Annotated in this window: 10 protein-coding genes; 6 read left to right on the top strand and 4 right to left on the bottom strand. The window is 68.6% G+C overall.

Annotated features, from left to right (window positions below):
• Positions 1 to 33 precede the first annotated feature (33 nt).
• Together ABGA94_RS21795 and baeS are read right to left on the bottom strand one after the other, a co-directional pair.
• Entirely contained in the window at positions 34 to 723 is a 690-nt protein-coding gene (locus ABGA94_RS21795; protein WP_262220830.1) for a response regulator, read from the bottom strand.
• On the bottom strand, positions 720 to 2,111 hold the full coding sequence (gene baeS / locus ABGA94_RS21790) for a sensor histidine kinase efflux regulator BaeS (RefSeq protein ID WP_375368081.1): 1,392 nt from the start codon (positions 2,109 to 2,111) through the stop codon (positions 720 to 722). The genes ABGA94_RS21795 and baeS overlap by 4 nt, the downstream gene beginning before the upstream one ends.
• Positions 2,112 to 2,239: 128 nt before the next feature.
• On the opposite strand from baeS, the gene smeA reads away from it, so the two are divergent.
• The 3 genes from smeA to smeC are packed head-to-tail and all read left to right on the top strand — an operon-like array spanning position 2,240 to position 8,010.
• A complete protein-coding gene (smeA, locus tag ABGA94_RS21785; RefSeq protein ID WP_375368080.1) occupies positions 2,240 to 3,436 on the top strand; it encodes a multidrug efflux RND transporter periplasmic adaptor subunit SmeA in 1,197 nt (398 codons plus the stop codon).
• 12 nt (positions 3,437 to 3,448) lie between these two features.
• A complete protein-coding gene (gene smeB, locus ABGA94_RS21780; protein WP_111129526.1) occupies positions 3,449 to 6,598 on the top strand; it encodes a multidrug efflux RND transporter permease subunit SmeB in 3,150 nt (1,049 codons plus the stop codon).
• On the top strand, positions 6,595 to 8,010 hold the full coding sequence (gene smeC, locus ABGA94_RS21775) for a multidrug efflux transporter outer membrane subunit SmeC (protein WP_111129525.1): 1,416 nt from the start codon (positions 6,595 to 6,597) through the stop codon (positions 8,008 to 8,010). Before smeB ends, smeC begins: the two co-directional genes overlap by 4 nt.
• Positions 8,011 to 8,092: 82 nt before the next feature.
• On the opposite strand, the gene mnmG is transcribed toward smeC, so the two are convergent.
• Both mnmG and ABGA94_RS21765 read right to left on the bottom strand, forming a co-directional pair.
• Complete coding sequence (mnmG, locus tag ABGA94_RS21770) at positions 8,093 to 9,982, bottom strand: tRNA uridine-5-carboxymethylaminomethyl(34) synthesis enzyme MnmG (RefSeq protein ID WP_005420137.1); 1,890 nt, start codon at positions 9,980 to 9,982, stop codon at positions 8,093 to 8,095.
• A gap of 542 nt (positions 9,983 to 10,524) precedes the next feature.
• Positions 10,525 to 11,016: a hypothetical protein gene (locus ABGA94_RS21765; RefSeq protein WP_049415731.1), complete on the bottom strand. Its 492-nt coding sequence runs from the start codon at positions 11,014 to 11,016 to the stop codon at positions 10,525 to 10,527.
• A 160-nt stretch (positions 11,017 to 11,176) separates the two neighbouring features.
• Here ABGA94_RS21765 and ABGA94_RS21760 point away from each other — a divergent pair, with 160 nt between their 5' ends.
• The 3 genes from ABGA94_RS21760 to ABGA94_RS21750 all read left to right on the top strand — a co-directional run.
• On the top strand, positions 11,177 to 12,139 hold the full coding sequence (locus ABGA94_RS21760; RefSeq protein ID WP_111129523.1) for a pyridoxal-phosphate dependent enzyme: 963 nt from the start codon (positions 11,177 to 11,179) through the stop codon (positions 12,137 to 12,139).
• The gene (locus ABGA94_RS21755; protein WP_061479043.1) at positions 12,124 to 12,768 is read left to right on the top strand and encodes a YdcF family protein; all 645 of its coding nucleotides are present in this window, start codon (positions 12,124 to 12,126) and stop codon (positions 12,766 to 12,768) included. Before ABGA94_RS21760 ends, ABGA94_RS21755 begins: the two co-directional genes overlap by 16 nt.
• 95 nt (positions 12,769 to 12,863) lie before the next feature.
• On the top strand, positions 12,864 to 13,060 hold a 197-nt coding region (locus ABGA94_RS21750), incomplete at its 3' end, for a serine hydrolase (RefSeq protein WP_375368082.1).

The raw sequence follows: 13,060 nt of genomic DNA, 5'->3' as shown, positions 1-13,060 counted from the left end.
GGGGTAGCGCCGGGCCAAGCCCGGCGAACGCGATCACGGCTCGTAGCTGTAGCCCATGCCATACACCGAACGGATCGGTTCGCCTTCCATGCCGGCGTCAGCCAGCTTGCGGCGCAGGTTGCGCACGTGGCTGTCGACGGTGCGGTCGACCACCACGCGGTGGTCCAGATAGAGGCGGTCGAGCAGCTCGTCGCGCGCCCAGATCCGGCCCGGCGTGGCCAGCAGCGTGCGCAGCAGGCGGTATTCGACCGGGGTCAGGTCCAGGCCCTTGCCGTTCCAGGTAGCGCGGGCTGCCGGTTCGTCGATATGCAGCCCGCTGTTGGCCCGCGCAGCGGGGTCCGGGCGGTAGCGGCGCAGCACCGCCATCACCCGTGCGACCACTTCGCGCGGACTGAACGGCTTGCAGACGTAGTCGTCGGCACCGATGTCCAGGCCCAGCAGGCGGTCGATCTCTTCCACCCGTGCGGTGACCATGATCACCGGTACATCGCTGCTGGCGCGCAGTTCGCGGCACAGGTCCACGCCATCGCGCTGTGGCAGCATCAGATCCAGCAGCACCAGGTCGGGCTGGTAGCGCGCGAATGCGTCGATCACCTGGCCGCCATCGTCCACCCATTCGCTGGTCATGCCGGCGGCGGCCAGGTAGTCGCGCAGCACCGAGGCCAGGCGTGGCTCATCCTCGACGATCAGGATCTTCGAGGACGCGGCGGTGGACAGGCTCATGCAGGCTCCGGCAGGGTAATGACCACGCGCAGCCCGCCCAGCGGCGATGGCTCGGCGTGGATGAGGCCGTGGTGGGCGAGGATGATGTTGTGGCTGATGGCCAGGCCCAGCCCGCTGCCGCCGCTGGCCCGGTTGCGCGAGCTCTCCACCCGGTAGAAGCGCTCGAACAGCAGCGCGCATTTGTCCGCCGGCACGCCTGGCGCGGTGTCTTCCACGGTCAGCTGCACACCGGCAGGCACGCGCGCTGCCTGCACACGTACGCGGCCCCCGGCGTGGGTGTAGCGCAATGCGTTTTCCAGCAGATTGGCCAGCACCTGCTGCAGGCGTCGTTCGTCACCGGATACCTGCAGCGGTGTGGCGGGCAGGTTCTCCTCCAGTGCCAGCCCCGCCGTGGAGAAGCGCACGCGCATGCCATTGAGCTCGCTGCGCAGCAGCGCCGCCAGGTCCAGCGGTGCGAAGCGGTAGGCCAGGCCGCCGGACTGGGTCATCGACAGGTCGTGCAGGTCGTCGATCAACTTGCCCAGTTGGCGGATCTCGCCCTGCAGGGCACCGAGGTTGGCGCGGTCCAGCGGGCGGATGCCGTCCTCGATGGCTTCCAGTTCGGCACGAACCACCGCCAGCGGCGTGCGCAGTTCGTGCGAGATATCGGCGATGAAGGCACGGCGGTTGCGCTCGGTGTCGTCCAGCGCCTGCGCCATCCGGTTGAAGTCGTTGACCAGTGCATCCAGCTCGTCGTCGCTGGTGCGCTCGATGCGGGTGGCGTAGTCGCCAGCGGCGAGCCGGTGGGTGGCCGCCGCCAGTTTGGCAAGGCGCTGGCGCAGCGCGCGCGATACCAGCCAGGCCAGCAGCACCGTCACCAGCAGCAGCGCGATGCCGATCACCCACCACGCACGCATCTGGGTGTTGTAGAAGTTCAGGTCGTTGGTGGCGATGACGGTCTGGAACGGCACCATGCCCAGCCAGCCGACCGTGTGCCCGTCCACCTGCACGGCGTGCGGCTCGTCGTCGCTGGTGGCGTCCGGGTTGCCGGCTACGAACCGATGCTGTGCATCGAACAGGCCCAGGCGAGAGGGAACGCCGGTCTGGTCGGACAGCGGTGGCACGGGCCCCTCGTGCCCATGGGCCAGATCCGGGCGCAGCAGCCGCGCCCAGCGGTCACTGTCGCCGCGCAGGTGCTCCCAGCCGCCGTGCGCACTGTACTCGCGCTGCAGGTGCGGCATCACGCGCTGCATGCGCAGGTCGCCCTGGTCATTGAGGTAGTCCAGGAAGCCGGTCTGGAACGCCACTCGGCTGGCAATACCGTTCACTGTCAGCACCAGCAGGCAGGCGGTGAAGATCGCGAGGAAGGTCTTCGCGGTCAGGCCGAATTTGAGTCGAATCTTCGCCATCGCGGGGCCATTAGCGGCGCATGCGGCGCCGAAAGCAAGCGCCCGCTGAGCCGGTCGCACAATCTCCATATTCTCTGCACAGTTCCACGGCAGCGTGCACGGGTCAACGCAAGGCCCCCACGCCCCCCATGTCACTCCTGCGCCCGCTGTCCCGCTCCCCCCTTCCGCTGTTGCTGCCCCTGCTGCTGGCCCTGGCGGCCTGCTCGGCGGGCAGGCCCGAGGCCCCGGCCACCACTGAAGTGGGCGTCATCACTGCCAGCGTGCAGCCGCTGGCCCTGCAACAGACCCTGCCCGGTCGCGCCGTACCGTTCGAGGTGTCCGAGGTGCGCCCGCAGGTCGCTGGGCTGATCCGCCAGCGGTTGTTCACCGAAGGCCAGCAGGTCAAGGCCGGCCAGCTGCTTTACCAGATCGATCCGGCGCCGTACCAGGCCGCCTTCGATACCGCGCGTGGCCAGCTGGCGCAGGCCGAGGCCACCGTGTTGTCGGCGCAGCCGAAGGCCGAGCGCACCCGCACGCTGCTGGGCATGGATGCGGCCAGCAAGCAGGACGCCGACGATGCCACCTCGGCACTGAAGCAGGCCCAGGCCAATGTGATCGCCGCGCGCGCTGCGCTGCAGGCGGCCCGCATCAACCTCGACTACACCCGGGTCACTGCACCGATCGATGGCCGCATCGGCACGTCCAGCGTCACCGCTGGCGCGCTGGTCGCCGCCGGCCAGGACGCGGCGCTGGCAACCATCCAGCGGTTGGACCCGGTCTATCTGGATGTCACCCAGTCCAGCACGCAGATGCTGGCGCTGCGCAAGCAGCTCGATGCCGGCCGGGTGAAAGCCATCGACGGCAAGGCACAGGTGAAGGTGCTGCTGGAGGACGGCAGCACGTACGCGCATGAAGGCACCCTGGAGTTTGTCGGCAGCGCAGTCGACCCGGGCACCGGCAACGTGGTGCTGCGCGCGGTCATTCCGAACCCGGAGGGCCTGCTGCTGCCGGGCATGTACCTGAGGGCGGTGCTGCCGATGGCCACCGATGCGCGCGCCCTGCTGGTGCCGCAGAAGGCGGTGCTGCGCAATGAACGTGGCGAGCCGCTGCTGCGCCTGCTCGACGCAAAGGACCGCGTGGTCGAGCGCCGGGTCAGCACCGGCCAGGTAGTGGGCAACCAGTGGCAGATCACGCAGGGGCTGAAGGCTGGCGATCGGGTGATCGTCAGCAACGGCAGCGCGGTAGCGCTTGGCCAGCAGGTGCAGGCGGTGGCGGCCACCACCGCGCAGCTGGCCGCAATGCCGGCGATCGACCCGACCGGCAACACCGACGAAACGTCGCACTGAGGCCTGCCGCGCATGGTTCGTTTCTTCATCGACCGGCCGATCTTCGCCTGGGTGATCGCCATCGCGGTCAGCCTGCTCGGCCTGCTCGCGATCCTGATCCTGCCGGTGGACCGCTACCCGCAGATCGCCCCACCCACCATCACCATCCGCGCCACCTACACCGGCGCCTCGTCGCAGACCGTGGAAAACGCGGTCACCCAGGTCATCGAGCAGTCCCAGCAGAGCCTGGACCACCTGATGTACATGACCTCCACCAGCGCCTCCGATGGCTCGGCGCAGGTCAACCTGGTGTTTGCCACCGGCACCAATCCGGACACCGCGCAGGTGCAGGTGCAGAACCAGCTGCAGGCGGCGATGGCGACGCTGCCGCAGGCGGTGCAGCAGAACGGCCTGACCATCACCAAGTCCAGTGGTTCGATCTTCGAGGTGCTGTCGTTCACCAGCGAAGACGGCAGCATGGACAACTTCGATGTCGCCAACTTCATGGAAGCGCGCATCGACGACCAGATCAGCCGCGTCAGTGGTGTCGGCAACATCCAGCCGATCGGCCAGGAATACGCCATGCGCATCTGGCTGGACCCGGAGAAGATGCGCCAGTACGCGCTGATGCCGTCGGACATCGAGACCGCACTGCAGGCGCAGAACACCGACGTCTCGGCCGGTGAGCTGGGTGGCCAGCCGGCACTGAAGGGCCAGCAGCTGGACGCCACGGTCACCGCGCGCAGCCGCCTGCACACGCCCGAACAGTTCGCGCGGGTGGTGCTGAAGGCCGATGCCAACGGCAGCGTAGTGCACCTGGGCGACGTGGCGACGATCGGCCTGGGGCCGGAGAGCTACGACAGCATCAGCACCTTCAACGGCAAGCCGTCGGCGTCGCTGGGCATCGAGCTCAACGCCGGCGCCAATGCCATCGCCGTGTCCAAGGCCATCGAGACCCGCCTGCAGCAGTTGCAGAAGTACTGGCCGCACGGCTACACCTACCACGTGGCGTTCACCACCACGCCGTTCGTGACCATCTCGCTGAAGGAAGTGGTGATCACCCTGATCGAGGCGATCATCCTGGTGGTGCTGGTGATGTACCTGTTCCTGCAGAACTGGCGCGCCACCCTGATCCCGACCATCGCGGTGCCGGTGGTGCTGCTGGGCACCTTCGGCGTGCTGGCGGCATTTGGCTATTCGATCAATACCCTGACCATGTTCGCACTGGTGCTGGCCATCGGCCTGCTGGTGGACGATGCCATCGTGGTGGTGGAGAACGTGGAGCGGGTGATGACCTTCGAAGGGCTGGCGCCGAAGCCGGCCACGCTGAAGGCGATGGGCCAGATCACCGGCGCGCTGGTGGGCATCGTGCTGGTGCTGACCGCCGTGTTCCTGCCGATGGCGTTCTTCAGCGGTGTCACCGGCGTGATCTATCGCCAGTTCTCGGTGACGATTGCCGCCGCGATGATCCTGTCGGTGCTGGTGGCGATGACCATCACCCCGGCCCTGTGCGGCAGCATCCTGCACCAGATTCCCAAGGGCGGCCATCCGCATGGCGACCACGGCGGTGAGCCGAGCCTGCTGGGCAAGTGCTTCATCTGGTTCAACCACCGTTTCGAGCGCACCTCCAACGGCCTGCGTCGCCGGGTGGATGGCTTCCTTGGCCGGCGCACGCTGGGCGTGGGGTTCTACCTGGTGCTGAGCGTGGCCACCGGCCTGCTGCTGTGGCACCTGCCGGGCGCGTTCCTGCCCGACGAGGACCAGGGCATGCTCAACGCGCTGGTGAAGCTGCCGGCCGGTGCCACCCTGGAGCAGACCCGCGCGGTGATGGATCGCCTGAGTGCCGCCGCGGTGAAGGACGACGGCGTGCTGTCGATCCAGGCCACCGCCGGTTTCAGTGTCACCGGCAGCGGCCAGAACGTCGGCCAGGCCTTCATCCGCCTGAAGGACTGGGATGACCGCAAGGATGACGCCGACACCATTGCCGCACGGTTGACCGCGGCCATGGCCAGCGTGCCCGATGCGCAGGTGTTCATCACCTCGCCACCGGCCATCCTTGGCCTGGGCGATGCGGGCGGTTTCACCCTGGAACTGCAGGACGAAGGCGGCGCCGGCCATGCCGCCGCCGTGGCCGCGCGCAACACGCTGCTGAAGGAGGCCGCCAGGGATCCGAAGCTGGTCAACGTGCGCTACGCCAGCCTGGAGGACGCGCCGGTGTATGCGGTGAAGGTGGACGACGCCAAGGCGCAGGCCATGGGCGTGAATCCGCAGGACATCAATGACACCTTGAACGCGGCGCTGGGTGGCGACTTCGTCAACAACTTCATCTACAAGGGCCGCATCAAGAAGGTGTTCATCCAGGGCGCCGCCGAAGCGCGCATGCAGCCGCAGGACATCGAGCGCTGGAGCGTGCGCAACCAGGCCGGCCAGATGGTGCCGCTGTCGTCGCTGGTCAGCGCGCACTGGACCAGCGCGCCGGCCGCGCTGCAGCGCTACAACGGCGTGTCGGCGATGGAGATCACCGGCCAGCCCGCGCCGGGCGTCAGTTCCGGCGAGGCGATGGCCGAGATCGCGCGCCTGGCCGACGCGCTGCCGGAAGGCTTCAGCCATGCCTGGTCGGACATGGCCTACCAGGAACAGCTGTCGGGCAATCAGGCGCCGATGCTGTACGCCATCTCGCTGCTGTTCGTGTTCCTGTGCCTGGCCGCGCTGTATGAAAGCTGGGCGGTGCCGTTCGCGGTGATGCTGGCGGTGCCGGTGGGTGTGTTCGGTGCGGTGCTGATGATGAACCTGCGTGGCCTCAACAACGACGTGTACTTCCAGGTCGGCCTGCTGACCACGATTGGCCTGGCGGCCAAGAACGGCATCCTGATCGTCGAGTTCGCCCGCATCCTTGAACAGCAGGGCAGGAGCACCCGCGAGGCGATCCTGCAGGCCGTCTATCTGCGCCTGCGGCCGATCGTGATGACCTCGCTGGCGTTCCTGATGGGTGTGCTGCCGCTGGTGTTCGCCACCGGCGCTGGCTCGGCCGCGCGCCGCTCGCTGGGTACCGGCGTGGCCGGCGGCACGGTCGCCTCGATGGTGCTGGGCATGTTCTTCGTGCCGTTGTTCTACCTGCTCGTGCGCCGCCTGTTCCCGGGCCGCGCGCCTGCCGAAGCCACTGCCCCGGAGGCAAGCCCATGAAGCCGATGCTGCTGCGCGCCATTGCGGCCGCAACGATGACCACCGTGCTGGGTGGCTGCGTGAGCATGGCGCCGCATTACCAGAGGCCCGAGGCGCCGGTGCCGGCACAATTCGGCAATGCCGCCACGGCCGAGGCCGAGCCAGCACTGGCGGTGCCAGCCTGGCGCGAAGTCTTCCTCGAGCCGCGCCTGCAGCAGGTGATCGCGCTGGCGCTGCAGAACAACCGCGACCTGCGCGTGGCCATGCTGCAGGTGGAGAAGGAACGCGCGCAGTACCGCATCCAGCGCGCGGCGCTGCTGCCGTCGGTGGATGCCAGCGGCAGTGTCACCCGCTCGCGGGTAAGTGATGCCAACAGCGAGACCGGTGCCACCCAGGTAACCGAATCTGATGCCGTGCAGGTGGGTATCAGCAGTTGGGAACTGGATCTGTTCGGACGCATCCGCAGCCTGAAGAACGAGGCCCTGCAGAACTGGCTGGCCAGCGCCGAGAACCAGCGCGCCGCGCGCACCAGCCTGGTGGCCGAAGTGGCCACGGCGTGGCTGGCGTTGGCAGCGGACGAGCAGTCACTGGCGTTCACCCGGCAGACCCTGGACAGCCAGCAGCAGACCCTGCAGCGCACCGAGGCCCGCCACGCCCAAGGCCTGGCCTCGGGCCTGGACCTGTCGCAGGTACAGACCAGCGTCGAAGCCGCGCGCGGTGCGCTCGCCAAGCTGCAGACGCAGCAGGCGCAGGATCGCGATGCATTGCAGTTGCTGGTAGGGGCGCCGCTGGATCCGGCCTTGCTGCCAACCGCGCAGGCGCTGGATGGCAGCGTGGCACTGGCGCCGCTGCCGGCCAACCTGCCGTCCAGCGTGCTGCTGCAGCGCCCGGACGTGTTGTCCGCCGAACACGTACTACAGGCGGCCAATGCCGATATCGGTGCCGCGCGCGCTGCATTCTTCCCGACGCTGACCTTGACCGCCAATTACGGCCACAGCTCCACCGCGTTGTCGACGCTGTTCTCGGCCGGCACCCGTGGCTGGTCGTTCGCGCCCAGCATCACCGCGCCGATCTTCCACGCCGGCGCGCTGAAGGCCTCGCTGGATGCCTCGAAGATCGGCAAGGACATCGGCATCGGGCAGTACGAGAAGGCGATCCAGCAGGCCTTCAGTGAAGTAGCCGATGCGCTGGCCACGCGCGATCACTTGACCGTGCAGATGGACGCACAGCGCGCGCGGGTGGCCGCCAACCAGCGCAGCTACACGCTGGCCGATGCGCGTTACCGCACCGGGCTGGACGGCTATCTGCAGGCACTGGATGCGCAACGCAGCCTGTTTGCCGCGCAGCAGGACCTGATCGCGCTGCAGCAGCAGGAGGCGGGCAACCGGGTGACGTTGTTCAAGGTGCTGGGCGGCGGGGCCGACGCACGCTAGCGCGTTCGCCAATGTGGGTGCGTCTTCCGCTCCGGTGCGTGCCGACCTTGGCCGGTACCCACCAGAAGCGGACGGTCCCGCGTTACGCCACGCGGCCGCGGCGCGCGCGCTCCAGGTGCACCAGCAGCAGTGAGATCGCTGCCGGGGTCATGCCCGGAATACGCTGCGCCTGGCCGATGGTCTGCGGGCGCACCCGCTCCAGCTTCTGCAGTGCTTCGGCCGACAGCCCGCGCACGGTCGCATAGTCGAACGCCTCGGCGATCGGCGTGGCCTCATGCCGCTGCTGGCGCTCGATCTCCTCGCGCTGGCGGTCCAGGTAGCCGGCGTACTTCACGCCGATCTCCACCTGCTCGGCCACCTTGGCGTCGGCCACGGCCGGCCCCAGCGATGGCACCTGCATCAGCTGCGCGTAATCCAGCTCGGGGCGCTTGATCAGGTCCAGCACGTTGGTCTCGCGGCTGACCGCCACGCCCAGCGTGTCCTGCACTTCGCGGCCCAGCGCATTGGCCGGGGTCGCCCACAGCGCGCCCAGGCGTGCGCGCTCGGCAGCGACGGCGGCCTGCTTGGTCTCGAACGCACCCCAGCGACGGTCATCCACCAGGCCCATCTCGCGGCCGGTCGGGGTCAGGCGCTGGTCCGCATTGTCCTCGCGCAGCTGCAGGCGGTACTCGGCGCGGCTGGTGAACATGCGGTACGGCTCGTTGGTGCCGTGGGTGATCAGGTCATCCACCAGCACGCCCAGGTAGGCCTCGTCGCGGCGCGGGCACCAGCCGTCCAGCCCGCGCACCTGGCGCGCGGCGTTGAGGCCGGCCAGCAGGCCCTGCGCGGCGGCTTCTTCATAGCCGGTGGTGCCGTTGATCTGGCCGGCGAAGAACAGGCCGTTCACCAGCTTGGTCTCCAGCGACGCCTTCAGCCCGCGCGGATCGAAGAAGTCGTACTCGATGGCGTAGCCGGGGCGGGTGATGTGCGCGTTCTCGAAGCCGCGGATGCTGCGCACCATCTCCAGCTGCACGTCGAAGGGCAGCGAGGTCGAGATGCCGTTGGGGTAGATCTCGACGATGCCCAGGCCTTCGGGTTCGACGAAGATCTGGTGGCTGGCCTTTTCGGCGAAGCGCACCACCTTGTCCTCGATGGACGGGCAGTAGCGCGGGCCGATGCCTTCGATCTGGCCGCTGTACAGCGGCGAGCGGTGCAGCGCGTCGCGGATGATCTGGTGGGTCTGCTCGGTGGTGTGGGTGATCCAGCAGCTGACCTGCTGCGGATGCTCGTCCACCGAGCCGAGGAAGGACATCACCGGCCGCGGCGAATCGCCCGGCTGCTCGTCCATCACGCTGTAGTCCAGCGAGCGGCCATCGATGCGCGGCGGCGTGCCGGTCTTCAGGCGGTCCACCTGGAAAGGACGCTCGCGCAGGCGCGCCGCCAGCGTGGTGGCCGGCGGGTCGCCCATGCGGCCGGCGGCGTACTGGGTCGGGCCGACATGGATCTTGCCGGCCAGGAAGGTGCCGGCGGTCAGCACCACGGCCCCGGCGTCGAAGCGCAGGCCGGTCTGGGTCATGACCCCGCGCACGGCGTCGCCTTCAATGACCAGGTCATCGACCGCGGCCTGGAACACGGTCAGGTTGGCCTGGCCTTCGACAATGGCGCGGATCGCCATGCGATACAGGTTGCGGTCGGCCTGGCAGCGGGTGGCGCGCACGGCCGGGCCCTTGGAGGCGTTGAGCGTGCGCCACTGGATGCCGGCGCGGTCGGCGGCATGCGCCATCGCACCGCCCAGGGCGTCGATTTCCTTGACCAGATGGCCCTTGCCGATGCCGCCGATGGCCGGGTTGCAGCTCATCGCGCCCACTGTTTCGATGTTGTGGGTCAGCAGCAGGGTGCGCACGCCGGTACGGGCCGCGGCCAGCGCGGCTTCGGTGCCGGCGTGGCCACCGCCGATGACGATGACGTCGTAACGATGGAAGGACGGGTTCATGGGGCTGTTCAGCTGGGGGCGGGCGCGGCCGGGGCGGCACCGGGGTGGCGATTTTAGCGCCATTCGGGGCCGCGACGTCGGCGCCGGCCGGCTCCCGTCGAAATCAGCCCTAAAGTTGGCAGGATTTTTGCAGATAACCCAATAGCACCCACCGTGGCTGGCGCCGCAGGCGCCCGTGACCGGAATTGGAACAGGGGCCGGTACAGGCGCACGGTGGGGGAGCAGGGGGCCGGCAGTCGGGGGACTGCCCGGCCCTGTTTTTTGGCGCTATCGGGAGGCCGCCATCCACGCATGGCGTGGATCTACGGAAGCTGCGGCCGCCGGTTGACGACCCCGCAAAACAAACGGCCCCGCACTGCGGGGCCGTCCGCTTTCAGAGGTGCCGACATCCGACAGGGCCGGAACAGGGGGGATCCAGATGTTCCTGTCGGATATCGACGTAGAGCTTTTTGCGGCGGCCCGTGTCGTTTTTGTCACTTTGTGACGCGGGCCGTCACTGGCCCCGTAGAGTGCGGCTTGGACCGTATGAAATGCAAGACGGTTCAGCGCTCAACTGTGCGCTGCGTCCCACGATCCATGTTGCGCCAGGGGGAACCGTTCATTCTTGGCGCACTCGGCGCCGGAGCCGGACGGGCCGGCGGCGGGGGCGCAGAGGGCTGGATGTTCGATTGCGGCGGCCGGCGCATCGAGTCCATGTTCCGCCACGGCGAACCGCCGTTGTACGACGGCCGCGACGGCGGTGGCGGGCGGTTCTCGCCGCCGTTGCCGGGTGGGCGCGGTGGCGGGCGGTGGTTGTGCGGCGGGCGGTAGATCGGGCGCGAGTAATACGGATTGCCATAGCCGCCGTAGTAGCCGCCATAGCCGCCGTAGTACGGGTAGCCGTAGTTGTAGGGATAGCCGGCGGGGTAGCGGTACTCCACCGACGGCGCACCGTGGTAGTAGCTGCCGCTGCGGCCACCGCCGACATAGTCGTAGGTGGTGCAGCCGGTCAGGGCCAGCATCAGGCCACCGGCAAGCATCAGGCGCGTTTTCATGGTGGGTCCCCCCAGAGGACGGGTTGTACAGTGAGCTTCATGCGCAGGCGTTGAATCGGCCCTTAACTTCACTGTCCAGGATGAATGGAGGTGAAGGCTGCCATGCTGGCATGACCTGTGCCGGGGTCGCCAGCAGGGAGCCATACGTTAATCTTGCGTCATGAGCGATTCACTGTTGCCCCGTGCCGATGATGTCCTGGCTGCCGCTGCGCGGATCGCGCCGCACGCCAGCGTGACCCCGGTGCTGCGCTCGCGCACGCTGGATGCGCTGGCCGGCGCGCAGCTGGCGTTCAAGGCCGAGCATCTGCAGCGCGGTGGCGCATTCAAGTTCCGCGGCGCGTGCAATGCGGTGTGGTCGCTGGATGCCGATCGCGCCGGCGCCGGCGTGGTCACCCATTCCTCCGGCAACCACGGCGCCGCCCTGGCCCTGGCCGCGCGCACCCGTGGCATTCCCTGCCACGTGGTGGTGCCCGAAGGTGCAGTGGCGGCCAAGCTGGCCAACATCGCCCGCCATGGCGCCACGCTCTGGCGCTGCCCACCAACCATCGCCGACCGCGAGGCCACCTGCGCCAAAGTGCAGGCTGATACCGGCGCGACCCTGGTCCATCCCTATGCGGACCCGGCGGTGATGGCCGGGCAGGGCACCGCAGCACTGGAGCTGCTGCACAGCGACGGCCCGTTCGACGTGCTGGTGGTGCCGGTGGGCGGCGGTGGCCTGGCCAGCGGCACCGCGCGGGCCCTGCAGCTCGCCAGCCCGCAGACCCGGCTGGTGCTGGCCGAGCCGGCCGGCGCGGACGACACCGCGCGCTCGTTGGCCGCTGGCGAGCGCCAGGCGGCGTTCACCCCGGACACGATCTGCGATGGCCTGCGCACCCTGATCGGCGCGCCCAACTTCGAGCTGCTGCGTGCGGCCAACGCCGAGGTGATCGTGGTCGATGACGCGGCGACGATGGCGGCGATGCGCTTGCTGTGGGAGGTCCTCAAGCAGGTGGTCGAGCCGTCATCGGCGACCGTGCTCGCCGCGGTGCTGGCGCAGCCTCAGCGTTTTGCCGGCCTGCGCGTGGGCCTGGTGCTGTCCGGCGGCAACGTCGACCTGCCCGCACTGCGCTGGGGCGCGCCGTGAGCCGCGACCGGCACCGGCATCGCACTGGCCTGCTGGGCTGGCTGTGGCGGTTGTTTGTCCTGCTGGTGATCTGGCTGCTGGGCGTGACTGCCTGGATCGTCTGGGTCGGCGAGCGTGACCAGGCGGCCAAGGCCGACGCCATCATCGTGCTCGGTGCGGCGGCCTATGACGCCAAGCCGTCGCCGGTATTCGAAGAACGCATCCGTCATGGGCTGGATCTCTATGAGGCCCAGTTCGCGCCGCTGCTGATCTTCACCGGCGGCTATGGTGGTACCGGCGCGCGCTTTTCCGAGTCACAGGTGGCGCGGCGCTATGCGCTCAAGCACGGCGTGCCGGACGATGCGATCCTGATCGAGACTGCCTCGCGCAACACCGTGCAGAACCTGGTGGAAGCCAAGCGGCTGATGGACCAGCGCAACCTGCACCGGGTGATCATCGTCAGCGACCCGCTGCACATGGCGCGCGCGCTGCGCCTGAGCAAGGCGCTGGGCATCGATGCACTGGCCTCGTCCACGCCCAGCACGCGCTTCCGCAGCTTCCACACCAGCTGGCGCTTCCTGGTGCAGGAAATCTATTTCTTCCACCGCGACCTGGTGCGGCCGCCGCTGAGTTCGCCGGCCAACACCTGAGGCGGAAACCTGATTTGGGCGGGTGCCATGCGGTAGTGCGCGCGATCCAACGGCGCCGTGCCCTGGTCGATCGCGTGCTGCAGGGTGCGGCAGTCCTGCCACAGGTCCACCAGTTCTTCCAGGCGCAGCAGCAGGCTGGCCAGCTGCAGGTGCTGCAGGTCGCGGTGGTCAAGGACGGGCAGATCGTGCTCTCCGAAGCCTACGGCCTGGCCAACGTCGAGAACGGCGTGCTTGCCTCGCGGGACACCCGCTTCCCGCTCAATTCGGCCACCAAGGCGTTTACCGGCGTGGC

The sequence above is a fragment of the Stenotrophomonas sp. 3diitr2024 genome, assembly GCF_042136455.1.
Lineage (GTDB): Bacteria > Pseudomonadota > Gammaproteobacteria > Xanthomonadales > Xanthomonadaceae > Stenotrophomonas > Stenotrophomonas sepilia.
Note: the sequence above shows the minus strand (reverse complement) of the source record. Positions and strands in the feature narration are given on the sequence as shown.